At 39.6% G+C, this 22,940-nt stretch carries 27 protein-coding genes; 2 read left to right on the forward strand and 25 right to left on the reverse strand.

Annotated elements, in window-relative coordinates; translation table 11 throughout:
- Positions 1-18 precede the first annotated feature (18 nt).
- On the reverse strand, positions 19-1,299 hold the full coding sequence (locus tag KFE26_RS17850) for an EAL domain-containing protein (RefSeq protein WP_212601211.1): 1,281 nt from the start codon (positions 1,297-1,299) through the stop codon (positions 19-21).
- A gap of 151 nt (positions 1,300-1,450) precedes the next feature.
- Between KFE26_RS17850 and KFE26_RS17855 the strand changes: the two genes are divergently transcribed.
- Both KFE26_RS17855 and KFE26_RS17860 read left to right on the forward strand, forming a co-directional pair.
- A complete protein-coding gene (locus KFE26_RS17855) occupies positions 1,451-1,912 on the forward strand; it encodes a hypothetical protein (RefSeq protein WP_212601212.1) in 462 nt (153 codons plus the stop codon).
- Positions 1,913-1,928: 16 nt separating this feature from the next.
- A complete protein-coding gene (locus tag KFE26_RS17860; protein WP_212601213.1) occupies positions 1,929-2,669 on the forward strand; it encodes a hypothetical protein in 741 nt (246 codons plus the stop codon).
- 168 nt (positions 2,670-2,837) lie between these two features.
- Here the strand turns inward: KFE26_RS17860 and KFE26_RS17865 are convergent, their stop codons facing one another.
- The 24 genes from KFE26_RS17865 to KFE26_RS17980 all read right to left on the reverse strand — a co-directional run bounded on the left by KFE26_RS17865 (position 2,838) and on the right by KFE26_RS17980 (position 22,936).
- Positions 2,838-4,154 (reverse strand): hypothetical protein, encoded by a 1,317-nt coding sequence (locus tag KFE26_RS17865; RefSeq protein WP_212601214.1) that lies wholly within the window; start codon positions 4,152-4,154, stop codon positions 2,838-2,840.
- Positions 4,155-4,558: 404 nt separating this feature from the next.
- Positions 4,559-5,467, reverse strand: coding sequence for a ParB/RepB/Spo0J family partition protein (locus KFE26_RS17870; protein ID WP_212601215.1), 909 nt, complete (start codon positions 5,465-5,467; stop codon positions 4,559-4,561).
- A complete protein-coding gene (locus KFE26_RS17875) occupies positions 5,467-6,660 on the reverse strand; it encodes an AAA family ATPase (protein ID WP_311981285.1) in 1,194 nt (397 codons plus the stop codon). Before KFE26_RS17875 ends, KFE26_RS17870 begins: the two co-directional genes overlap by 1 nt.
- A 298-nt stretch (positions 6,661-6,958) precedes the next feature.
- On the reverse strand, positions 6,959-8,377 hold the full coding sequence (locus tag KFE26_RS17880; RefSeq protein ID WP_212601216.1) for a DNA cytosine methyltransferase: 1,419 nt from the start codon (positions 8,375-8,377) through the stop codon (positions 6,959-6,961).
- A 156-nt stretch (positions 8,378-8,533) separates the two neighbouring features.
- Positions 8,534-9,499, reverse strand: a complete 966-nt coding sequence (locus tag KFE26_RS17885; protein WP_212601217.1) for a GIY-YIG nuclease family protein — start codon at positions 9,497-9,499, stop codon at positions 8,534-8,536.
- Between the two features lie 324 nt (positions 9,500-9,823).
- A complete protein-coding gene (locus KFE26_RS17890; RefSeq protein WP_212601218.1) occupies positions 9,824-10,111 on the reverse strand; it encodes a hypothetical protein in 288 nt (95 codons plus the stop codon).
- Between the two features lie 825 nt (positions 10,112-10,936).
- A complete protein-coding gene (locus tag KFE26_RS17895) occupies positions 10,937-11,209 on the reverse strand; it encodes a hypothetical protein (RefSeq protein ID WP_212601219.1) in 273 nt (90 codons plus the stop codon).
- Entirely contained in the window at positions 11,206-11,388 is a 183-nt protein-coding gene (locus KFE26_RS17900; protein WP_212601220.1) for a hypothetical protein, read from the reverse strand. Before KFE26_RS17900 ends, KFE26_RS17895 begins: the two co-directional genes overlap by 4 nt.
- A 31-nt stretch (positions 11,389-11,419) precedes the next feature.
- Positions 11,420-12,640, reverse strand: coding sequence for a hypothetical protein (locus tag KFE26_RS17905; RefSeq protein ID WP_212601221.1), 1,221 nt, complete (start codon positions 12,638-12,640; stop codon positions 11,420-11,422).
- Between the two features lie 26 nt (positions 12,641-12,666).
- A complete protein-coding gene (locus tag KFE26_RS17910) occupies positions 12,667-13,089 on the reverse strand; it encodes a hypothetical protein (protein ID WP_212601222.1) in 423 nt (140 codons plus the stop codon).
- Positions 13,090-13,100: 11 nt separating this feature from the next.
- Positions 13,101-13,751 carry a hypothetical protein gene (locus tag KFE26_RS17915; protein WP_212601223.1) on the reverse strand — a complete coding sequence of 217 codons (651 nt, stop codon included), beginning with the start codon at positions 13,749-13,751 and terminating at the stop codon, positions 13,101-13,103.
- A gap of 37 nt (positions 13,752-13,788) precedes the next feature.
- Complete coding sequence (locus KFE26_RS17920; RefSeq protein WP_212601224.1) at positions 13,789-13,983, reverse strand: hypothetical protein; 195 nt, start codon at positions 13,981-13,983, stop codon at positions 13,789-13,791.
- 52 nt (positions 13,984-14,035) lie between these two features.
- On the reverse strand, positions 14,036-15,157 hold the full coding sequence (locus tag KFE26_RS17925; RefSeq protein ID WP_212601225.1) for a DNA sulfur modification protein DndB: 1,122 nt from the start codon (positions 15,155-15,157) through the stop codon (positions 14,036-14,038).
- Between the two features lie 565 nt (positions 15,158-15,722).
- On the reverse strand, positions 15,723-16,052 hold the full coding sequence (locus KFE26_RS17930) for a hypothetical protein (protein WP_212601226.1): 330 nt from the start codon (positions 16,050-16,052) through the stop codon (positions 15,723-15,725).
- A 105-nt stretch (positions 16,053-16,157) separates the two neighbouring features.
- On the reverse strand, positions 16,158-16,460 hold the full coding sequence (locus KFE26_RS17935; RefSeq protein WP_212601227.1) for a hypothetical protein: 303 nt from the start codon (positions 16,458-16,460) through the stop codon (positions 16,158-16,160).
- A 42-nt stretch (positions 16,461-16,502) separates the two neighbouring features.
- Complete coding sequence (locus tag KFE26_RS17940; protein ID WP_212601228.1) at positions 16,503-18,365, reverse strand: hypothetical protein; 1,863 nt, start codon at positions 18,363-18,365, stop codon at positions 16,503-16,505.
- Between the two features lie 185 nt (positions 18,366-18,550).
- Positions 18,551-19,411 carry an ATP-binding protein gene (locus tag KFE26_RS17945; protein ID WP_212601229.1) on the reverse strand — a complete coding sequence of 287 codons (861 nt, stop codon included), beginning with the start codon at positions 19,409-19,411 and terminating at the stop codon, positions 18,551-18,553.
- 223 nt (positions 19,412-19,634) lie between these two features.
- Positions 19,635-20,099 carry a hypothetical protein gene (locus KFE26_RS17950; RefSeq protein WP_212601230.1) on the reverse strand — a complete coding sequence of 155 codons (465 nt, stop codon included), beginning with the start codon at positions 20,097-20,099 and terminating at the stop codon, positions 19,635-19,637.
- A gap of 71 nt (positions 20,100-20,170) precedes the next feature.
- Positions 20,171-20,410, reverse strand: coding sequence for a hypothetical protein (locus tag KFE26_RS17955; protein ID WP_212601231.1), 240 nt, complete (start codon positions 20,408-20,410; stop codon positions 20,171-20,173).
- Positions 20,411-20,422: 12 nt separating this feature from the next.
- The gene (locus tag KFE26_RS17960) at positions 20,423-20,779 is read right to left on the reverse strand and encodes a hypothetical protein (protein ID WP_212601232.1); all 357 of its coding nucleotides are present in this window, start codon (positions 20,777-20,779) and stop codon (positions 20,423-20,425) included.
- Between the two features lie 94 nt (positions 20,780-20,873).
- Positions 20,874-21,284, reverse strand: a complete 411-nt coding sequence (locus KFE26_RS17965) for a hypothetical protein (RefSeq protein WP_212601233.1) — start codon at positions 21,282-21,284, stop codon at positions 20,874-20,876.
- Positions 21,274-21,669 (reverse strand): hypothetical protein, encoded by a 396-nt coding sequence (locus KFE26_RS17970; RefSeq protein WP_212601234.1) that lies wholly within the window; start codon positions 21,667-21,669, stop codon positions 21,274-21,276. The genes KFE26_RS17965 and KFE26_RS17970 overlap by 11 nt, the downstream gene beginning before the upstream one ends.
- A 502-nt stretch (positions 21,670-22,171) precedes the next feature.
- On the reverse strand, positions 22,172-22,567 hold the full coding sequence (locus KFE26_RS17975; RefSeq protein WP_212601235.1) for a hypothetical protein: 396 nt from the start codon (positions 22,565-22,567) through the stop codon (positions 22,172-22,174).
- Positions 22,568-22,648: 81 nt separating this feature from the next.
- Entirely contained in the window at positions 22,649-22,936 is a 288-nt protein-coding gene (locus KFE26_RS17980; protein ID WP_212601236.1) for a hypothetical protein, read from the reverse strand.
- Positions 22,937-22,940: the final 4 nt, after the last annotated feature.

The raw sequence follows: 22,940 nt of genomic DNA on the forward strand, positions 1-22,940 counted from the left end.
TACCATTTTATTATTTTTCTAGTGATGCTTTGAAGGTTCGAATAATGAAGCATTAGGGTGTTCATCAAGTCTCTTCAAAAATTGACTATCTTCGATAAACGTATCAATAGGAGCTGGTCTGCCAATCCAAAAACCCTGAACGGCTGTGACGCCTTGATCGATTAAAATGTCATGCTCCATTTTCGATTCGATACCCTCAGCAATCACATCCAAATCGCTTGACGCTAATTTCAAAATTGCTGACAGTACTTCGGTTCCAATGTCTGCAGACACCAGAGCCCCCATTGCTTTACTTTTCACGATACGCTTTGTCAATGAACGATCGAGCTTTAAGGCTGTCACGCCTAAATCCAATAAATTTAACCAGCTATAGCGTCCTCCGAAGCCATCTAGAGAAAAATGGTAGCCTTTCTCACTAAGCTTTCGGAATACAGCTTCAATAGCGCCAAAATCAGCGTCATTGCCATCCGCAAGTTCTATCTCGATTCTAGAGACATCATTAATTTCAGCAAAATTTTCGAAAACTTTTACAATATCTGGACGAATAAACGTCGCGGAATCAATGTTAAAAGTAACAATAATGTTGTCACCAAACTCCCGACTCAACTTTGAGCGAGTTGCAAAAGCTTCGCTCAACAAATATTCAACGAATACTTTTCCTGCCCCTTGTAAATTTAAAGAGTCGATGAACTCTGAGGGCCCCAAGAGCCCATGAGGCGAATGCCATCTCGCTAACAATTCTACACCTCGTAAAATATGCCGCGATTTTAAAGACTTATCGCATTTATATACACCCTGCACATAAGTCACTATCTTTTTATTTTGAATTTCTTCAACAAAATCAATTTGATCATGCTCACCGCCGGAGTGTACTCGCTTTGCGGAAGGCATTAAGTCATCAAGTCGCTTTAAAAGCTCTTCAGAACCTTTAGAGTCATCTGGATATAAAACACAACTCAAGCGAATATTACGGTCGCTGCGAGTAGTAATTGAAGTACGCAAATGCTTGATAATGTTTTCACGTTCCTCTTTTTCTTTAACGGATACCAGCATCTCAAGTGTTGAGACACCCGTTCTAAGAATTATCTTACTGCTTGCAAACCCTCGATCCAGAGCGCCCCTATAAATATTGAAAGCGGCCTCTGCCGCTGTAAAACCCTGCTTATTAAGCAGTTGTGAATATGAATCAAACTCAATTTTGACAATTGCAAATCGTTTACACTGTTCTTTGAAATTATCGACCCATTGCAACGTTGCTGCGGGTTCGTAAATTGGCATAGTTGGATAATCGCCTGTCATTCAAGTTTTTCCTTTGCTTCGCAAGTGATAACGAACAAAGGATACACGGCCCATAAAGTAATGACGCATTCAGACAAACTGTTTTCTGAAAGATCTACTGTCTCGCACAATCGCTACTATAGCAGCATAAAAAAACATGAGGCATTCACTTATGGAAAATTCAAATCATAACAACTGCAAGAAAAAAGCCAAGCACTTGTTAACCCCTGCCGATGCAATCCTTGCGCTGAGGCGGCTACTACTTGAACTGCCTGGCTTGAACCAAGCACATCTTGCATACGCGCTAGGGGTAAGCCCAGGGCAACTCAGTAAAGAACTATATCACTTATCTCAATGCGCTCTCGGAAATGAGGAAGCCTGTAAAAAATACAATTCGAGATCGAAATTTATGCGATTGCTTTACGTGTTGGATATGTGGACACCAACACTGCGCAAGGAGTATATGCGAGATGCATACATTAATGCAGCATCCAACTCACAAAGCAGTTGGACCGTTGGCGTCAGCAAAGAAGACTTATCTAGGTTTTCATCAGAAGTCAGTTTTTTGCTTGATGAAGGAATAGTCTTCCGTGGCCAAGCTTTCAAGCTAAAAACAAACACAGAAGAAGTCTAACAGGAAAGAGGTATTTATGTATCGTTCTGATATTTACAAAATTGCAGCGGGTGCGATATTTAGTGTCGCTATTATACTGGCTCAACAAATACAAATCGAAAAACAGACAACAGTATTATCCGAACAAATGGCAAAAAAAATTGATAATGCTAACAAGACATCTCAGAGTTCAAGTAATGATGGACTGATCGAACTCGCCACTAATTCACGTATGTCTTCCATAGTGGCCTATCAACTAACACAACAGGATAGCTCCATCAATCAACTTCAAAAATCAGGTTATTTAAACGCATTAGCACAAGAACTTCGTCAGGATTATATCGATGACAATATATATGCCCGATTAAATAAACTTAGTGCAAATACAAGCTTTGAGTACAAAGACTTAGGCAGTGGGATTAAACTGATAAGGGACAAATGGTCATCATCAATTGCTATTGGCTCTCACTTTGATAAATCCCCATCCGCATCTTTATTGATAGCAGGGGAAGCTATCCCTGAGCCGAGATGTACTGAAGGGACTCGGCCATACGTTGCTTATGCCTTGGCAGTAAACAGCCGAACTAAACAACTAGAAGGAGCTGACGTTAAAATTGTGACTGAGACAGTCCCATCGACTCAATATCGATTCGAAATACATTCTCAGGATGGGAATATCACCACTGCTATCGACAGTCTACAGTATCGCATTCTAGTCGACATAGGTTGCACAAAAGATAAAAAAGAAGACTTCAGTGACATTACAAACCAACAATAGAATGTTTTGCAATGCAAAACATTGGTCAAATTATAACCCGCCCACTCGCGTAGACGGGGACAGTGCGTTGTTCACCGGACCCACTTCCTAAAGTACATTACCTTACATCGAGATATAAAAAAACCCTCGCCTCATTAGCGGGGGTTTTTATTGATTACGTAACCTTCATCATGCAACTAGCAAATTATTTTGCTGTTTTATTGCGGCGATAAAGCTATCAACCGTTTCACCTGATGGCAAAATATCGATGGTCGGATAGGCATTTTCTAAAGCAATGACTAAACCAGATGAATCATTCGAATGGAAACCAAAACTCAATTCATGGTTCTCACCGCGATAAAAAATCCAATCGCAAGAGCCTGAATCAGTAATCCATTCGAAAGCAACAGCTAATGGATTTTCAATCATCTTTTCTGCGAACCCCACAGCAGCATCATATGCATAATCATCGGTATGCCGATAATTACGTTTTAGTCGATAAAACTGCCCATTAATCAGCAGTCTTATTAACAAATGCCGACTTATTTTACGGGTCCCCATAAAAGCACTTAAATCGGTAATCGGCTTATATCGTTCGATCCGATAGGGCGAGATACAATCAATTGCCTTCTTTTCACTACGATATATAACAAGCTGAGTACCATTTACATTAGCTTTCCAAGTACTACCCAACTGGTTATCATTATAACGTTGGCGTTGAGAAGTAAACTCAATACCAAATATCTTCACAGTAGCAAATAAATCGTTCATGCGGCTATGTTGATTATACTCAGCGCGAGCTCCTTCTATTGCAGCTTGTAGCTGTTTATAAGTTTGAGCCCAACACCATGTACTCTTATCAACACCAGGACACGTTTGGAGTAAAGAGGATAAATGACGAGAATGCTCTTCCCAATCACGCCCCCAACTTTCTACTCTTAATGTGTATTCTACAACTGACTTCCCGCGAGTTCCGGCATCGGTGATGTCACTCACTCGAACATCACTGTCACCCGTATACCAACTTACGACATAATCACTATTATCGAGTTGGAAATATGCAGCGTTGCATTTTTTAGCACGACAACGAGCATTCTTGGAGTACTCACAAGACGGGTCAATACCAGGCAGATCTTCTCCTTCACGCATTGAGAAAAATTCAGCTAGTAACCTAGAACGAGTGGAAAAAGATGGCATTTTTGCTTTGAATAGAGGATGCCCTTCATTCAATTCATATAACCAATCTTTTACTCTTTCTTTAGCCTGATTGGTTGTTTCAGAATGAGCTTCAACAACGCTCTCAAACTGATCCAATCCAAACTTTTCAATCACATTAAAATGTGAGTTGACCAGCTTCATAGTCTCATTATCGCCACCTTTATCAGGATGCGATTCTATTGCTTTCCGGCGATATGCTTTTTTGATTGCAGCCGCTGTAGCATTTTTTACTCCATCAAAGCCAAAAAATGCTAGCGCCAATTTCACACTTGCAGTCATACTTTTCATAATTTATGATCCCTTAATTGTGTATTTTTTGTAGCCAATGGGCTGTTTGTTTACCTAGGAATCATATCGCTGATTAGGTTATTTTCTCAACATTGAAATTGTTCAGAGGAAATTATTGCTTGTTTCACGCGAAACTCGCAGGAGAAAAGAACGCGAAAAGAAAAGCGGCCCAATTGTAAGCCGCTATTCTTAATAGACTATTATTGCACTCGCTGTTTTGCCTCTCTGATTATTCGCATGAAGAGGTCCCAATCACTAAAAGGCATAGCCTGAAACTTTACACTGTGACCCCTTGCAATTTTATCTGCAATTGTTACCATGTTTTGTACTGACATTAGTTTTTCCTCTGTTAGTGCATTTTTAAAACGAACATGATCTTCTTGGCGGTTGACATGTTCGGTTTATCAATTTGATTTAGCCAACAATTCGACAATAAAACTTTCTATTTTGACAACATCTTCTTGTGTAACGCGAGACATCTCAATAAATCGCTTAGTTCCCACTTTTCTTGTCTTTACCCAAGTATCCTTGTTGATATCAACAATCTTGATAGGCTTGTCAGTATTGATTTTTTGTTTAATATCAGACTCTTCGCATATAAACTGAAACACTTCTTCGTTTGTGGTTCCAGCCTTAATATTGAGTTTTGCAATAAATTCAGTTAAAGGCCACTGATTGTTATGCAGTTTTTTCATTATCTTTGAAAGCTGCGAAAACTGTGTATACGTTATTTCACGAGGATTAGGGAATAACTGAATAATCTCTGAAGGAATTTCCCAAGCAGTAATAGCCTTAGAAATAAGCCCTTTGTTATACCCCTCATTTTCAGCAATTTGGTCATACGTTAATGTTGGATCGGTTATGCGTAATTGCTCAAAGTACCGCCCAAGATCACGCAAAGAGAATTTTTCAGCACTTGAAATTTCTTTTATCAATTGCTTCACTTCTGCCTTACTTAATGTCTCCAAGCAATACCACAGATCAAGACCTACATTTGCAAAAATCGCTGACTTTCGACGACGAGATCCATCAACCACGCTATAGCGATCATGAATTTTTTGGGCAATCGCAGGTTGAAATTGATTATGCTTAATCGATTCGATAATTGGAGCAAGTGACTCTCTGGTTAACTCATCTCCAATACGTATATTCAAATCTTCAACATACGTAAGCTCTTCCACATTTTCAGCATCAACATGGACAAAAAAGAACTCTACCGTGCGTCCTGATTTAAATTTAATTTTTTTTGATACTGCCGTATCAACGTCATTAGCCATATGCCTATTACGACCAATCGGAATTCTCGGGGCCATTATTTATTCCTGACAAAATTTATATGGTTAAATAAAGCTATCGCAAAATCTTCAATAGCTTCTTTTGCGGCTTTAAGCGCTTTTATGTCACCAGCATATGCCGCAGGGTTGACACTAATCACTGTGTCAAACGTTTCACCACAACGCTGAAATGCAGAAAGATTTGGAATAACGGCATCGAGCAATTCCGCACGAAAAATTTCTTTCGCAATTGCTTGTGACTCCATATCTTGCGGAGTCCTTGTGAATTTAGACATAAAAGCTACATGATGTTTTGGTAGTTCAGCCACGCCAGCATCCATCAAGCGATTAAATATTGCAGGTAAGCGGCCTACATACTGCAATGTTGAATGTAAATCGACTTGTGCAGGGGGGAGGGGAGTCACCATGATATCTGCAGCGGCTATCGAGTTATTCAGAAAATAGTCTAAGTGAGGACCGCTATCGATAAGAATAAAGTCATAATCACCACATAACTTATTAATTACATGCTCTTTTAAGAGTAAATTTGGGTTTTTATCGGGAAAATGCTCATTGCAATGCGTTAACCAATCAGAAGCTAAAAATCCATCGGCAATGGAAGACACCATCACATCAACATTTGGAATAATGGTAGGCTTTACATAGTGCTCTTTTAATTCTTCCACATCGATGTCATGCAGCATCGCTTGAGCTGCTGTGTAATCAACTGCCCCCATTGAATACTTCGAATTGAGAAACATCGTAGCTGACGATTGAGGATCTAAGTCAATAACCAAAACTCTCAAATCTTCCTTTATTAGATTTGGATGCACACGCAGAGCTTGAGCAATATGGACACAACTGACTGTTTTAGATACTCCACCTTTCAAGGAACTTATAAATAAAACACAAGCTTCAGGATGAGAATCTGACCATGATTTAAATCCTCTATGACGATAAATATCGATCACTTGTTCCACAGTTAAATCATATACTTCAGCGCCACCACTTTGCTTTTTAGCAAAACTGTAGCCAGAACTCTCCATTTCACTTACGGATTTATCTACAATTGCACGACTCATACCTGGCAATCGAGCTACCGCAGCCTTTGTGAAGGTGAGATGGAATTTGGTAAGACCAAATTCTGACTTTTGGTCTTCCACATCGGACGACATTGCCTTTAGTTTTTTTCTGGCGACTAAAGCAGAATTATCGAAAATTGTTGATTTCACTTAGACCTCACATGCAGCATTTTCTGAATAAAGCGATTATGCTGCATGCAAGCGCATTTGTACACATGTTTATCGAAAATAGTTTATTTAGCCCTGTAATGATAAAAATATTAGGCAAACACTTTAATTATCATTCAAGACAAAACGATTAAACCATTGTTTTAAAGGGCATTTATCAGCATTAACATTTGTTGTTTCTCATGAAACTCGCAAGGAAATTTGCAATGCAAAATATGATTGCCTTCGGGGAATAAAAAAACCGCCCCAGTTGGGCGGTTTATAAGCTTTTTAGTAAGGATTAAGCGGCTACTTGCGATTTTTGACTTTGAAGCAAAAATGAAGTCTGAACACGTATAAACTGACCAATGGCTTTAGCCAAAGCAATAAACGCACAATATATGACTGATTGCCCAAGCAACTCATGCTGAGTCGTCCTACAGACGCCTTCAACAAAATTGAATGGGATAGTTTTCAATTTTGCATGCTCTATTGGCAAAAATAACCTCGAATGCTCAATAGAGTAGGGCGATTGTAAATACTGGTCACACGAGCCGCCTTTGTGATAAAGGCGACGAATAGTGGTTACACTACTCTCATTGCCATTATACATAGAACGTTTAAAACCTTTATTATCGGCCTTATCCCGACTCTCCTTCAGAGCCAAATATTCATACAGCTTCCACTCTTCACTTTCTTCCGGTAAAGAAACTAATACTTCAGCAATAGACGCCTCCTTTTGCCGAAGCGGTACAACTAATGAAAAATCGAAAGTCATATCTACATGATCAACATCAGTTATAAACACGACAGATAACCTATCCCGATTTTCAAGAGCCCCCATTTCATTGCCGTTAATACAAGATTGACTCATCCTGTACCCCCAACCAGCCATCACCGACGAAATAACAGCAAAGCTGGCAGTAGAGGCATAATCCATCACATTTTCAAATATGACTAACCACGGTTGAGTTTGCTTCACGAAATTAAGGGTATGAAAAAAACAATCACCCGCAGACTCGTCATCCTCTGCAATTGAAAGCTTCTTTTTTGATTTACCCGCTTTCGACGCAGCAGTGCAGGGGATGCCAGCAACAAACACGTCGAGTTTGCATTCGCCTTTAAAATCAATGTCTCTGTCAGATGAGTTAATGATGATTGAATCATCTCTTAACAACTCTGACTGATTCCTTAAAAAGACATCTACATAAGTAGGCTCTGATTCTACGGCTACTTTAAGATAGCTATCAAATCCAGAAAGTTTGAGTCCTTGATGAATAGCATTATCAAGAATACCCGCACCAGTGTATTGACTACCGCAAACTAATGTTTCACCAGAAGCAAGCTTAGATTGCATTCTTTCAGCACGTTCTTTACGTTGAACTTCGCCACTGTGCAAAGTAACTTCAATACCATGCTTTGATACAATAATTCGCAGCTTACAACCGACCCAAAAGACCTTTAGTAAATCTTCATCCCTTAGTTCTAATAGCGGTTTTGGCTCACCAATAGTGCCCTTGCGAGGATTTCTAACACTAACCCTACCATCTGCATCGGTATCTTCAGTCACTTTAATCAACCGTAAGCGACCATTAGCTATATCGAGGTGCTTTCGATAAAGTTCATTTGGCAAAAAAGCATTAGCCAGTCTTTTTCCCTCTAACCATATTGCAGGTTTTCCACGGCGTTCCTGAATATGAGTATTGATAATAATGTGCATAGATTCTATTCCTTTTTTTGTGGCCAATGGGCCAATTAGCGATTACGTCACCAGGTTAACAGTCGACAAAATCTAGTCAATCCTCAAATTTCCTATAACCATCTGTTAAGAAGGATAGTGGTGTTTAGTTTACTAAAGTGTCAGACTCGTTTTTCCTCATTTGTTCATGGCTGCTTTTACGCGCTTGACGGTTGAACGTCCTTTACCTGTAAATTCTGCGGTTTGGTTGATAGAGCGTCCACGTTCTAAACTGGTAACAATATCAGAGTGCTTTATTAAAAAATCGTCAGTGCTGACGGTTGAGCCTTTAGGACGACCAAACTTAGCGCATTCGCGTTGGGTTAGCTCGATGCCACGTTTAGAAGCTGCTAGGCGTTTTTCTTCATACTTCCAACGGCCTGTAACAATGAATCGTTCTGCTTTGTTGAATGGTTCAGAGTTATTAGTGAGCATGGTAAATTCTGCTTTCAATCGCTTTAATGATTTGGCATCAAGTACTAAGTATTCCGTGTGGGAGCCAATGTTCGCTAACTGATTGTAGTAACGATGAAAAACATACTTTTCAACGTGACCACAATTCGCAACTTTGCGCAAAATAGTGCTTTTTATTACGGTTTTGCCTGTAGCCTTTTCTAGATCGAGTGCTGTTTCTTTCAAGCGTTGATCTGGCGCTCTCGATGTTCTCCCAACTTTATGAATCACGGCATTATCCGCTAGTTGGTACTCAAACAGATAGAGTGAAGCTTTGAGAATAGCTTGCTGACGGTGCGCCTCAATTTCAAGCCATGCTCGATGCTTTGTGCCTTGCTCTATTTCTTCGCGCAAGATGTGGATGCGCATTTGTAAGTTGTTGCGCATCCACTGGCTAAACCCTAGTAGCGGTAAGCTGCCAAGGATAGTTCTCGCGGTATCGGTAAAGATGAGATTATCTGTGTAGTTGTCCCGATTAAACAATTCTGCTTTTGCTGCGCGTGGAAACCGATGCAATCCAGACTTCCAGTGCTGAAATACGTTTGGCGACTTGCTATCCGCTTGATAGCCGTCTTTTAAAGCGTTGATGATTTCTAATGGATAGTTGAGGTGAAAGTGGTGCCATGCAGGGATTTGCGGGATCTCATTCAAAGACTCGTTGCAGGTCTCACCATCGTGGCGAAAGTGAGCCGCCTTAGTTTTGCCCTTCACAGCAATTAACGGGCAGAGACAGAAAGGGCAGGACAAATCACCCTTACCTGATTTCTGCGAGTCGACGTGGTAAAAGTTGCCTTGCGTATCTTTGCCAAGGCTTAAATATACAGACATATAGAACCATACTTTTTTGAACCCATCTTAATTGTAGTTTATGTGGGTTCAAATAAGTATGCAAGTTATAACCTGTGGGAGAGTAATAAAGTCTCTATGACATAACCTTATTAACAGAGCACCTATGCGAACTCTGCCATTCTAGTATCAAACTGCAGCATCGCCATTAATCACTGTATCTAAAAATGGAATAGTAGTAGCAACAAGCTTAATGTAATAGGCATCGTCGTAACTAAGTATCTCAGTAAGGTTTTCTTTTGCGTCAGATTGCGGCATTTCATCAACCAAATGCTTCAATGAATCCTTGCTTTGTATTACTGACAATAAATCATCTACCGAAGGCCAGATTTTTACTTGTTTCAAAGAATTAATAAATTGACCACACTGATGTCTTAACTGAAAAATCACTGAATCATGCTGTTTAATGTTTACCATATATGTTTACTCCAAAAATTTAGATCAAGTCCAAATATTAACAGCAAAAAGCAAGCTGCCTAGTTTCAGAAGTTTTAATTACAAAGTTTTCGACGTTTTTCAGGCATTTCATAAACTTTGAGTTCATATTTGCATTGCAAAAATCTCGGGCTGCCCCCGAACCCGCAAGCCAATGATCTAGCGCAAAAAATTTTGCACTGCGCCCAATGGCTGTCAATTTAGACTAAGTGCATTTTGGCAAAGATCTGTCATTTTATAACAAAGTACCGCTACATCTGCCGATTTTTGAAATTTTAGCTTTGCATTAATGGCAGATTTCACCATTTAGTTTACGTTGTTGCAATTTAAATTGCTGTTACTCGACCAGATTCAACATATCGTAAACCGACTATATGATCAGTGTCTTTCCAATATCTATTCCCGTAAACTTGAACTTTCAAGCGACCATCTGGCATTGCTTTTAAAATATGGCATCGCATTTTATAGAGTTTCCCACCACGACCAATAGCGTGACGGCATTGCAGCAAATGTGTCGCATTGTTGTTGGATGCCAAAATAGATCTAAAATGAATAGCCCTGCATACCGCATATTTGAGGATAGACACCCGAGTAAATGACAAAATAGTTCTAAAATTAAAGCCTTTTGCGCCTTTGCTGGAAAGCTATTAATTTACTGAGAAATCCAAGGTCACTAGGTTTTTCAATTAGTTAGTAAATTATCAAAATCTGCAATTTAGATCTTTTTTGTCCACTTTAGAGCTATTTTGTCCGACCACAATTGTCTGCGGTTAGTACCAGTGTTTCTTCAGCCATAGATTTTCTGTTCTATTCGTTATCGTTGACAAAGAGCAAATGAGACAGAGAGCGAATAAAACATTCACCGTCATGCCATTTTTCTACAATTTCATGTTCGATATTGTTCTCTTTTAACTTTTCGATGAAAGCAGTTGCATCACAATCTTCTTCAAGATAAATAGTCTTGCAATCATCGCTTATATAAGAGAACGCCGAAACCTTGTCAGCTAAAATACTGTCGACTAATTCAGCGGGAACTTCTAACCAAGCATGGGCATGATCTTCGTGCATAATAAATTTCATACATCCCTCGAGTTCGTTTTGAGAAATTCGTTATCTACTTCCTCACCTTGAATTGCGCGGCCAAGACTATGGAAGAAACCCGCATTTTTACCATTACGCTCAACATTGTGCTTAGACATGCTTTCAAATACATTAGGTCTAAGTTCGATAGTGTTTTCTGCGTTATCTGAATTTTTCATGCTGAATTTCCATTCAATAAGTTAGTTAAAATCATTTCACAAGATATGGCTTATTTATCAAAACCGCTACATCCTGACCACGATAGTAAGGCGCAATCCTGATTCGCTTTCTTAAACTCATTTTTTCGCCGTAGGCTTGCAACTTCCAGTGGCCTCTTACAATAAATCTACGGTGCAATTTTCTCTGACTTTTTTGCTCAGTTAAGCTCTCAACTGAGGACTTACTTTTATCTATTGTGATAGGCGATACTGTGCGTCCAACATCAAGATAATCTAGATACGATATACTTGAAACTTCATTTAGTTTTTTCTTGCGCTTTACCCTGGATATAATGTTTTTTGCTCGTTTTTCCGCTTCAGTCCTCACACTAGATACTGGTTCAAGTTCAGCACTCTCAGAATCAAGATAAAGTATTGAGTTAAGAATTATGCGGAAAAATAATAAACCATCTTGGTAAAATACCTCGTCTGATAATTGATCATTTACCAATTGCCCACTAATATTCAGCCCTCCGCAAACATCATCAGGCGTTAGATCCTCCCAGTTTGTACGTAACGAATCTTCCAACGTCCACCCATTGCCAAGATATAACTCCCGCTTGATCATTTGATAAGACTTATTAGGATATCGAGAATGGAAGGCATTAATGACCAACTTCCTACCTCGTAAATTTTTATGATTTACATCGTGCAATGTGATAAATACGGATACAGGGGCTTTATAATCAATGCTGTCGGCGTTCATATCCATTCGCCCATCAACCCCACGGATATTATGTATTGCATTGATAACACTTTCAGCGGTGTAAACAAAAAGGCATGATGGGAATGGTATTTCAATATCTTCAGCCATCATGTTTATATCAGTATTAGCCAAATGTTCAGCTAAATTGTCGTTAAAAAAGAAGGTTTTTTTGCCAGACAGCTCAAAGTTTACGAGACTATGAAATTCATAGTTGATTGTTGCAAATAATGAAATTAATGGTGTTTTGAACTCGACAGGGAAATTGTCAATTTCTTCCTTGACTATTTCCACAGGGAGATTAGAGCTTTCCGAAATAGCTTTAAATATTTCATCTTCCATTTCATCAACACATTGCCCAAAATTTGACCCTTCATAATCATCAACAGAATGAATAGTTTCAATGTCAGGGTTTGTTATTCTTATTAGTTCAACATCGAGCGTGGCATATTTTGAAACAAGAGGTCTAGCTTTTCTTATAAAATCATAATGAGTCGCTATTAAATTCATGGGGGAGCTCATAAGTAAATGTTGGGTTAACGATGAGTAATATCACCAGACATAGAAGAAACATTCCCGTTTACAGATTTGCAATCAACATCACCGGACATCTTGGACGAGTTTTTGATAAACACCTTAGTCTTACAGTTGCTAGCAATGATTTTACCTAGGTATTCATCATCGCCTTTTAAATCTACTAGATCTGCTATTACCTTCAATGCGGTGCTACTCTTCAGATCAAAAACTTCATCTGTTAGTGTGTCTGCAGTCCCATTTATATTTTCTATTGAATCAACGATACGCTCTTGTGCTTTAGTGAATTCTGATAACGAGTCTTGGCAGCATGAACAAACACCTATTCCTAGAACATGATCGACAATTAACCAATGACAAGCTACATCATTTACGACACAGGCATTGTGATCTGAGCATCCACACCCTATGCATTCATTTTCCATAATTGTTTACCTTAGTTTCTGACACATCGTTGTGTACGAAGCTCGTGATACGCCACCCACACTTGTTCTGACGAAAGCCCACGCCGACCTGCATCTGTAGCACACTCCAAATCACTGATGTATGATCCCCCACTATTCATGGCAGAGGGATATTTAGCCAGGATAAATACCATTTCGAGTTCATTATGGTAATCCGACATTTGCAACAGTGGGTCTGTTGTTCCATCATCCCATCGAATATAGGTTTTGTTCTGCAAGGCTTTAAGGTGCAGTGGCACCAATAGCGTAGAAACTATCTCTCCAGCTCTAATATCCTTATACGCGCACCAATGCGACTCAATAGAAAGCACACCACTTAACAAATAAATGTCGCATGCCAGCGTCGCCTTAACACTATCATTGACGTCATAGCGAGCATAAATTTCCACGAACCCAACTTGCTCACTGACAATTTTATCTACAAGGCTCCAGAAATTAGGTGAAGAAGTTTCATTTGAAATAGTCAGCAGCCCCCCATACTCTTGCAGCATTCGGTTAAGTTGCGCAGTAAAAAAAGAATCTGACACTTTTTGAGCAATAACCGTCACATCATTCAATTGAAGAGTGAAACCTCGACCTCTTTTATGCACTTTACCGAAGAAAAAATCTTCTTTTTCTCTCATAAATTTTTTACCTATGTAGTTTGACATTCTACTAATATTAGAGAAGCCACGAATATCCGTTCTCAACAAAAAACCAGAGCCCACCACCACCAAATCCCACCCCAATCAATGCAATAGCAATCCCTCTCCTATCTGCATAATCACCATTTATTATGATTTTTCCCGCGAGAATAAGAGATAGCAACGCCCATATTGACAATGAAAATACAACAAACTGATCAATTACGGCCATTAATATCCTCCATTTTTTTCATGAATTGGCGGCAAGCCGCCAAATCAGTTAATTATGCCGCTAATAGTGCTAAAAAATAGCTATCAGCCTCTTGTTGTTCAGCATCAGTTAACGCTATACCGCAAAGCTCTTTAAGTTTATATAGCGTCAATCGCACCGCCTGAGCATTACTTAGCATTTTTTCGTGCTGACTAACACAACGGTTTAGCCAGTCATCGGAGCTTTTATGCCATATGCTTAGTTCTTTCAGCGCAACTAGCTTGGCTTCCCATTCATCAGGGTAAGCATCAATTAAGGGGCGAGCCAATAAGCCTAATGCTTTTAGCACTACCGCATGGCCAATAATGTAATGTTCTCGGATAGCCTGAGCTGCATTGAAGCCAAATTTAACAAACTGTTTGTTAGTCATTTCAAGGTAAGCAATGTAAGCCGGAATGTTAACCATGCTAAATAGCGCCGCTGTATAGCGTTCTAGCAGCTCTGAATTGTCAGCGGTTAACGTCTTTGAACCAATTACATTAACAGCAAAGTCTTTTAACGACTTAAGTGAGTAAATACAGCTTGAGTCACCAGAAGCCACATTTTTTTCGTACTCAATGAAGCCACGTAGGTTCGATTGGTTGAACGTATCAATAACGGCTTTATCCAAATCGTCCCGCTCGTTATAGGCGATACATAGCGCCGCCGCTGGCGTTTTCTGTGTAAAATTAATATCGTGAAATGCTTGCTGGCGCTGGCTTAACGTCAGCCCATTAAAAAACATAATAGAGACATTTTGATGTGCCAGCTCTGGCGCTAACGCCAAAGCTTCACGAATACCAAAGGCGCGGTGTTGACCATCAAACAGCATAAACCGAGAGTCCAGGGACACTTTCATTCGACCTAACCCGTAAAACCCATCAAGCGGCACTTCTTCAAATTCAAAATCACCTTCAATAAATCCAACTAGCGGTGGGATAACGTAAAACCCATCGACGTTTTTTTGCAAATATTTAGCAACAGCCTTACCGCGAGATTTGTTAACTAACCGCTGAGAGCGTTTAGTCACATCAAAATTATCGTCCAGCTTTAGCATTGAAGATAATACTCGAAACGGCACCGTTGCCTGATAAAAAACACGGTCGTTTTGCAACCCCATTACAGCACCAAATTTGTATGAAAAATCATTATTCATATCGTACCCATTAGTTGGTTTCTTAACTATGGGTAGTATCAGTTAAATATATTTAACTGTCAATGAAATGATTAAATATATTTAACTACTTTTCAGATATGGTAAACCGTGAAGCATATCAATATAAGCCTGTGCTTTCTTATGCCCATCTTCTATTTCAACGGCGATCTGATGTATGCGAGTTTTGCTACACCCCCAGCGTTCAGCTAATGTAATAGGGGTCCACCCCCGTTTTTCATACTCACTCTTAAATTCGTATCTATTCAATTTTCAACCCATCTCATTAGCTATAAGCTCGCAGAATACAATTAAATAGGTTTAACTTCAATTGAAATGAGTTAGCAACTATAGCTCGCAAAAGGGTAAGCGATGAGCACGTTGTTGGAGGTTGGAGGTTTTTGAATAAAAGGACTATTATTCAGAAAACAAAAAAACCGCCTAATGAAGGCGGTTTTTGTCGTGAAAAGGTTTTAATTGTTTGATGAAAAACCTTTATATAAGATCACACCGGATGCGATAACCATACCCAGTGTAACGAACATCACTACTACACTCATTAGTTGGATCATGATATACCTCCATTACGGTTATGCTCTCTAGATTGCTTAATATTAACAATCACAGTACTAAGAATCAATGCCGCCAGCGCAAAAAATGCACCCGCTATGAGTTTCCAGAGCCCCCCTACCTCAATTTTTTCACAATCAGTTACAGCAAAAGGACAATGAGCAAAAACATCACTACCACCGCTGACCCACAGATCGGGAATGAAAGAGATAAGTAACGCCAACCCGATAAACTCAAGATACCAAAGAACATCAATCTTGGGCTTTACTGGATTGTTGGGATTACTATGTACAGGCTTCGATTTAGGACTTCTCCTTTTTATCTTCATACTCTTACTCCATTTATAGCCAATGGGCTGTTACATTTACATCGTCCATTCTACATAAATTAAATATCTAAACTAGCACGTTGTTGTTAATAAGAAATTACATACTCATGTTTGCTCGCACTCTCGCTTGGCCATCACCTCTACACCAATATTTCTCCCATCATTCGTAAGCAAATAAGACAACTCACCATTAACTATGTTCTTGAATTGTCTTACTAACTTGTTTGATGCTAGCGTTTTTAGTGATAATCGAAGAGCAGCGCCAAAAACCTTAGCTTGATCATTCGCCTCTCTATTGGAATTTAAAATCGTTAAGAGCACTGTTGCCGGAACCTTCTCCCTATGGTCCATAGACTCCAGCGCAACCAAAGTAACCAGAATGTCATTTTGTAATTTAGAAATTCTCACTTAACTACCTCAATTAACGCTAAAAGTATGAGAAAGATCGCCTTAGTAATAAACACGGAAAGCGGCGAAATGAAGAGGATAATTGCGACAATGTTGCCAGGGATATTTAATCTCCCCATGATTGGCCCATCGCTGCCAACAACGTAGAAGTTCCGGCAGTTCGTCCACTTTACAGTTCAACAACTCTATAATTTCTTCAGTACTATTTGGGATGACCACATATACTTCACAGCCGTCATCATACCGATTTTCTGTGACTAAACCTTTTACTTCTCGCTGCCTATTTTTCTTATATAAAGCTGGCATAGACGATGATATTGAGGTAAGCATCCGATCATTCACGGTATTGTATTTAAGTGCCAAGCGTCTAATATCCTCATGAATACCTGTAACTAAATATTGGTTAATATTTAGAGTGCTAGCATCTACTGGAATATGGGTTTCATGCCATTGTTGGACCTTCTTTACGATATAGGCTTTTCGCTTATATATCATTGACATAAACCATTCACGTTGATGTTCAAAATCAGAATCCCATAAACAATTCAATTTTGCGTTGATAATTTTCGGCAAATTGTTGAATAGAACAAAATTGATGGCTTCAGATGTGGATTCCTTGGTCCCAAAATGCCCCGCTGGAAAAGGGTAAAGTTTCACGATAGATTTGCTTACATCATGATTATATTTCTGGCTGATATCTAATGATGCAAACCGTTCACCACTTAGTACATCATAGTAATCACATCCATCGCGAGGCAGTAAAACATCCAAGTGAAGTGAATCAACTATCTCCCATAATTGGGCCTTCATAGGGGAACTATCAACCCCAATCTCCCTTGCGATCGTTGCTATATCTTTGTGCTCAAGCGTAAATGGGCGGGTAATTGGTACAGGCAGTGATCTGTTGTCATTCGGGCCGCTTTCGTTTAATAACTCGATAGACATTTGGGGGGCAGAAGTGGATAACTCATCAAGCTTTAAGCTCATCAATTCAGTGAGCATAAACAACCAAATTTTTGAACGATCCGCGCAAGTTTTTAGCGAACCAATGACCTGATACGCTGTTTTAGTCAGAGTCAATTTATTAGACATATCAAGCTTGGGGAAGTGTAATCTTACCTGGTCTAATCCATCATTTTGATAGGAATATGGTGCATGCCCCCCTCTCATTTTTGACCCATGTCGGTCCCAATGCAGTTCGGCCATGATAAAAGCATCGCTAGGGCTAGTGTATACAATCGCATGTAATGCTGTATCAGCGCGATTTACTGTTACATATCTAAATCCATAAGCCAGTTCGTGCTGATGAATACTCAGCTCAAGCTCATGCAGAGATGAAAATTGCAATATGTCATTATGTAATACTTTACATAATGCACCTAACCTACCACCCTCCTGCTTTGCACTATAAATCCAGTGAAGAGGAAGTTTTGTAGCCATTAGGGCATCTCTAGCAAGTAGCGGGATTTCTTTATGAGAAACAAGATTATTCCAACCTTCACGCTGTTCCGGCCTTTGCCTTGCGTGCTCTCTGAAATGAATACGACTATCACATAATCGCTCCATTCCAATTTGAATATTTTCGATAAAAAGATCTAACTTTGGTTTTGCGTAGCTGTCCAGTTCTAATTTTGAATCCCGCAATTCGTTGGCAAAAAAAGTAAATTTGTCATTGAGTATTGCAGTCATTAGAGACACTTTTGAACACTCCAACGCTTTCTCTAAAAGTAGCGATACATAACTAACTGCAATGAATTTCGTAGGCTCAAGTACCGATAATTCAACGAGAATTTTTTCGACGCAGGTCACACTAAACTGTTCTCGGATATCCCAACCAAAGAAATCATTGTGCTGCAGCTTAGCAAATAACGCTTTCCCTTGATCCCATTCGTTAACATTTAGCATACTCACCCTTATTGTTATCACGCAATAATAAGAGGTTATCACCATTATTATTACCACGCAATAATAAGGCGTTTTCTAACTGCTATTAAGATATAGATTTTTTGCATTGCAAAAATATCATGACTGGTTTTTACTAATAGCTAGGAGCAAGTTAGGCAGCACTCACGCACTGCCTCCGGAGAAACTTAAAGCGCGTGATGGTCAGCTAAATTAAACTGAAGCTTTTGGTAAGAGTCTTGTTCAACATAAAGCAACTCAGTGTATTTATTATGCATCTTTACTAATCGTTGAACCTCTTCACCCATGACCTTTCGATCATGTTCAAATGGTAAATTTTTAAATATATCCATAGCATAAGCATTTAAAATAATGAAGCGCGTATTATCTTCAGTGACATTTTTAAGGTTATCAATCACTACTTTACAATCAGCTAAAGTTTGAACCCCTAAAAAAGTATGCATTGAGCTATTTATTAATTTATAAACCTGCTCGATTGCCCCCACCATCTTTTCACCACCTACCATATGATAGAGTTCGTCAACAATTAAAATAGCACCATTAAGCATTACATCATCCAACGTAAAATCTTTAGTCAGTGATGCTAAAGGTATAACTGTAAATTGTGAGTACTTAGAAATTAGGTGCCTGATGGCAATAGCCCCATGTAGTTGTTCAGGTATAACCTCAGCGTTGCAAACATCACCACCAAGATAAACAACTGGTAAGTCCTTTTCTAACCACTGAGCTGCAAATTCAAGCAGTAGTACTGACTTACCAGTACCAGATTGACCTACGATGATATTAAGGGATTTGTTTTCAGGAAAATCTAACGTGACTTTATTAGAAACACTTTGCTTAAGCGTGACTGATAAAGCACTTTGTGTTTTTAGCTGATTCATTAGTGTAGGCCAGTCGGCTCTACCGTGCTTTAACGCAACTTCATTTTGAGCTTGAGAAAGTGAAATTTCGGCTTTGTTCGCCAATCGTTTAGCATCTTTTTTTGCTTGAGCGACGGCAACACCAGTAGGAAGTCTATTAACAGACATACATATTCTCCAAACATGTTTATGACCACGCCTATTACCACAAACATGCGATGCATGAATGCTAATTTATAATATTACTCTTTTCACTTTGTCCTCTAACAGACTTCGCCGAAGTAGGCGTGATTACATGCGCAAGTGAAGCGCGTATAAAAGAATATCAATTCTGGTCGGAAAAACAATAAGGAAATTTGCATTGCGGCCAAGGGATATCAACTTAGATTATTTACAAAATACTAGATGCGTGATCCCAACCAGCGCTCCATGCGGTATGGTTGAAAGTCCCTTGTGCGTGAGGATTTTTGTCTTTCTGGCAGTAACTATATGCAGCAAAACCTTTGTTATAGGCTTCCCAAGCACTATCCTGTTCGCTCTCGGGCTGGCTACTCACCAACCAGTACCACTTTACCCGCCTTCTCCAATTTGGCGCAGTTGCATTTGGCACAAGCTCAAAAAAATACAAAGGACATGAAGTATCACTAGGGCCTTCTGCTTCAGAAATATCTTTTACTCCACCGAACAACCATACAATCTCTCTGCTGCTGACACCTCCGTTGTAAGACTCAAATACTATCCAATAGCTCTGAATACCTCTCAAATCTTCGTTAAACTCCGCAGGAAAGACCACTAACGGACATTTACCAAATTCATCTTCAATACTTTGATAAAGCTCATGCAAAGAGGTACTCATTGTTGTTTCCCTTAAACTTAATTCTACTCAGGCAATTTGCCATAAGCTTTTTGCTCGTTTTGTCTAATTTTTCATCGATGAAATCGACTCAAATAAAGTTGCCAAGCCTGATTATCAAGATGATCTCTCTTTTCGTTATTATCGAATGAAGCAGAACCTTCACTCTGACCCAAAAATGAGTTCCACCCCATCCACTCGCCTGATTTTCTAAAAATAAATTCAGGATGCTTGAATAATCTCAACTCAGGATTGTACTCATGCCCCGTGTTGAGCCAAGATGCTAAAAGAGTTTCGACCTGCTGGTTTTCCATCTTTATTATCCGTTAATTGCCTTCACTGTCGTTAACGATGGCTGCTTTCAGTTTATCCAACAGTTCCACACCCTGATCTACACTCCACTCACACACATGCTTATTCACATCACATGAGCGCTCAATTTGCGGTTTATCATGCAACCACTTGCTTTTAAGAATATCGAGTTCCCGCAAAGCTAGAGCTCGATCATCGTTCGAAATGGCAGATCCAACCCCAACAAAATTATGCAGCATATCAGTAAGCCACATAGCAGCTCGCGGTGTATCAGGGTTATCAATCGAACTCCTGTTGTATGCTGTATTCATTCGTGCTGATACAGCCACGCGGGAAATAAATACAAGTAATTCACCTAACTCTTTTTGCATCTTAGATTCCGTTGGTTAAATTTGCACTGCGGCCAATGGCTGTCTATTTAGATTAAATTCAACTAGGCGCTCTGGACATCAACAAACTACCTTTTCACCGAATAATCAATGGCTCGGGCATTAGATAAACACCTTCATCCATGCCAGAGATGTACTCCGAATCAGATGTGACTTTGTATAGTGGATCTGCCCCGATATAAACATCCTCCGGAGCATCAGACCACTCCTTGCGAAGTACATCAAACTCACCTTCATTCCAAAGTCTAAGAAAATTTAAGCCATCATCGGTTTCCAATGCAAACTGGATTGCAGCAACTGCATGATTTTCATAAACATTTTGCGGTTTTTTCAAACATTTATTTGGATAAGATTCGTATTCATCAGCAAGATCATTGAGTGCAACAGATAGTTTTCTTAACAATTGAACTTGCATAGGTTTATCACCAACTTCATAGGCAATTATTAACGTCCCCGAAGTCGGTTTACCGTCAAGTTCAAAAGTCATTTCGCCTAACAGAATCCCAATGGTGAGGAGGAAGAAAATGGGCTTTAAATAAAATATCATGCGCCTTATCAACTAGATCAGCCCGAGACATCTCTCTCGTGTCAATTCCAGCGCTTAGCAATCGAGGATAATCTGTTAACATATTCCCCCTTATTGCTTCACCCATATCATGCAGAACAAATCCATCATCAACCGTAATATGCGGGATTACCAAACACTTATCTTTAATAATATTCCCAATCGAATGAATAAATTCTCCTACAGAAAAGCATAATTTACGTTCAGATTCAGACATGCCAAAAGATTTTTTTATGACGCTATATCCAGATTTCTCTAAAAGAGAAATCGCACGATTAACCTCATCATACTGCACATTATTACCCATTGCTTATTTACTCCCAATGTTAAATCAATATTCAATGAACCAAAATTATAACCGCCATAATCAGAAAACCTCGTTTCGGAAATTTTAATTTCAAAAATCTTAGGCTGCCCGAACCCGCGAGCCAATGACCTAGTGCAAAAATTTTCACTGCGGCCAAGGGCTGTCAATTCATATGAAACTCTTCTAGGCGCACTAGACATCACTTCTAAAGCGTTATATTCCGTTGTTACGATTCAAAGTGCGGTCACTCGGCTAGATTCAACGTATCGAACATTTACGATGTGATCAGTATCTTTCCAGTAGCGATTACCATAAACGCGAACTTTGAGGCGACCGTCCGGCATAGTTTTTAGTACATGGCAGCGCATCTTGTAATAGGTGTTGCCCCTGCCGAATGAATGGCGGCATTGCAGCAAGTGAGTTGCGTTACTAGCTGATAGGTCTTGTGTCTGTTCGTCCATAGCTATTTTCCGCTCTCTTACTTTGATTCAACTATCAGCTTTTAATTCTGTCGATCACCTAGGTATTTAACTAGCTGGTTTAAGCGATTGTTCATCTGCTCAACATCCAAGACCTTTAGTGCATTTTTTACCGCACCAGTGAATGAGGGAATACTATCAGCGGTAAACTCAAATCTAAGCACTGGCATACTCCTAACACCGTGTTCATCTACTATGATGATTCGAACGCTAACGGCATCACCGGTGATTGACAACTTACTCGTGCATGGGTTTACGAACTCTGATTCATCACAGCGCTCGTCAATATTAATACCGTGGCTTTCCATTGCAGCATAAAGCTCGGACAGGGTTTTGCCCCGCAAAAGTTTCTTGATTAATCCAGCCCCCTTCGGTGGCTGGAACGTCCACCCGAGTGAGGAAGGGCTAACACCCGTCATAGTGTTAATAACCTTATTTGGGTAAACGTAGTACGTTTTTAGTTTCAATTGGCCTCGACCTTAGATTCCGTGTTTAGTTTATTAAGCCGCTTTTTCATTAGCACTGATGGTCATTCCACAACCATTGCAAACATAGTCACAAAGGCGTTCACCATCCTCATTAAAATCATGGTGTCCACAATGAAGGCATTTAAGGAAGCGAAACTTGGTTCCTTCGTGCTCTGGTTCCTTAGTGATTGGTAGCCACTTGCCGATAGCAATGCCTAATTTATCTGTGCTTGGTGAAGATTCATTAATGCGGAATTCTGCCAATCGCATTTTAGTTGGCTCACCATGAGCATTAACGATTTTAAGATATAGCCCTTTCATAATG

The sequence above is a fragment of the Shewanella sp. M16 genome (genome assembly GCF_018224605.1).
Classification (GTDB): Bacteria; Pseudomonadota; Gammaproteobacteria; order Enterobacterales; family Shewanellaceae; genus Shewanella; species Shewanella oncorhynchi.

Excerpts from the sequence above, each read along its gene's own strand:
- KFE26_RS17850 (WP_212601211.1), bottom strand. The coding sequence starts at position 1,299 with ATGACAGGCGATTATCCAACTATGCCAATTTACGAACCCGCAGCAACG.
- KFE26_RS17855 (WP_212601212.1), top strand. The coding sequence starts at position 1,451 with ATGGAAAATTCAAATCATAACAACTGCAAGAAAAAAGCCAAGCACTTG.
- KFE26_RS17860 (WP_212601213.1), top strand. The coding sequence starts at position 1,929 with ATGTATCGTTCTGATATTTACAAAATTGCAGCGGGTGCGATATTTAGT.
- KFE26_RS17865 (WP_212601214.1), bottom strand. The coding sequence starts at position 4,154 with ATGAAAAGTATGACTGCAAGTGTGAAATTGGCGCTAGCATTTTTTGGC.
- KFE26_RS17870 (WP_212601215.1), bottom strand. The coding sequence starts at position 5,467 with ATGGCCCCGAGAATTCCGATTGGTCGTAATAGGCATATGGCTAATGAC.
- KFE26_RS17880 (WP_212601216.1), bottom strand. The coding sequence starts at position 8,377 with ATGCACATTATTATCAATACTCATATTCAGGAACGCCGTGGAAAACCT.
- KFE26_RS17890 (WP_212601218.1), bottom strand. The coding sequence starts at position 10,111 with ATGGTAAACATTAAACAGCATGATTCAGTGATTTTTCAGTTAAGACAT.
- KFE26_RS17895 (WP_212601219.1), bottom strand. The coding sequence starts at position 11,209 with ATGAAATTTATTATGCACGAAGATCATGCCCATGCTTGGTTAGAAGTT.
- KFE26_RS17900 (WP_212601220.1), bottom strand. The coding sequence starts at position 11,388 with ATGAAAAATTCAGATAACGCAGAAAACACTATCGAACTTAGACCTAAT.
- KFE26_RS17905 (WP_212601221.1), bottom strand. The coding sequence starts at position 12,640 with ATGAATTTAATAGCGACTCATTATGATTTTATAAGAAAAGCTAGACCT.
- KFE26_RS17910 (WP_212601222.1), bottom strand. The coding sequence starts at position 13,089 with ATGGAAAATGAATGCATAGGGTGTGGATGCTCAGATCACAATGCCTGT.
- KFE26_RS17915 (WP_212601223.1), bottom strand. The coding sequence starts at position 13,751 with ATGAGAGAAAAAGAAGATTTTTTCTTCGGTAAAGTGCATAAAAGAGGT.
- KFE26_RS17920 (WP_212601224.1), bottom strand. The coding sequence starts at position 13,983 with ATGGCCGTAATTGATCAGTTTGTTGTATTTTCATTGTCAATATGGGCG.
- KFE26_RS17925 (WP_212601225.1), bottom strand. The coding sequence starts at position 15,157 with ATGAATAATGATTTTTCATACAAATTTGGTGCTGTAATGGGGTTGCAA.
- KFE26_RS17930 (WP_212601226.1), bottom strand. The coding sequence starts at position 16,052 with ATGAAGATAAAAAGGAGAAGTCCTAAATCGAAGCCTGTACATAGTAAT.
- KFE26_RS17940 (WP_212601228.1), bottom strand. The coding sequence starts at position 18,365 with ATGCTAAATGTTAACGAATGGGATCAAGGGAAAGCGTTATTTGCTAAG.
- KFE26_RS17945 (WP_212601229.1), bottom strand. The coding sequence starts at position 19,411 with ATGTCTGTTAATAGACTTCCTACTGGTGTTGCCGTCGCTCAAGCAAAA.
- KFE26_RS17950 (WP_212601230.1), bottom strand. The coding sequence starts at position 20,099 with ATGAGTACCTCTTTGCATGAGCTTTATCAAAGTATTGAAGATGAATTT.
- KFE26_RS17955 (WP_212601231.1), bottom strand. The coding sequence starts at position 20,410 with ATGGAAAACCAGCAGGTCGAAACTCTTTTAGCATCTTGGCTCAACACG.
- KFE26_RS17960 (WP_212601232.1), bottom strand. The coding sequence starts at position 20,779 with ATGCAAAAAGAGTTAGGTGAATTACTTGTATTTATTTCCCGCGTGGCT.
- KFE26_RS17965 (WP_212601233.1), bottom strand. The coding sequence starts at position 21,284 with ATGACTTTTGAACTTGACGGTAAACCGACTTCGGGGACGTTAATAATT.
- KFE26_RS17970 (WP_212601234.1), bottom strand. The coding sequence starts at position 21,669 with ATGGGTAATAATGTGCAGTATGATGAGGTTAATCGTGCGATTTCTCTT.
- KFE26_RS17975 (WP_212601235.1), bottom strand. The coding sequence starts at position 22,567 with ATGACGGGTGTTAGCCCTTCCTCACTCGGGTGGACGTTCCAGCCACCG.
- KFE26_RS17980 (WP_212601236.1), bottom strand. The coding sequence starts at position 22,936 with ATGAAAGGGCTATATCTTAAAATCGTTAATGCTCATGGTGAGCCAACT.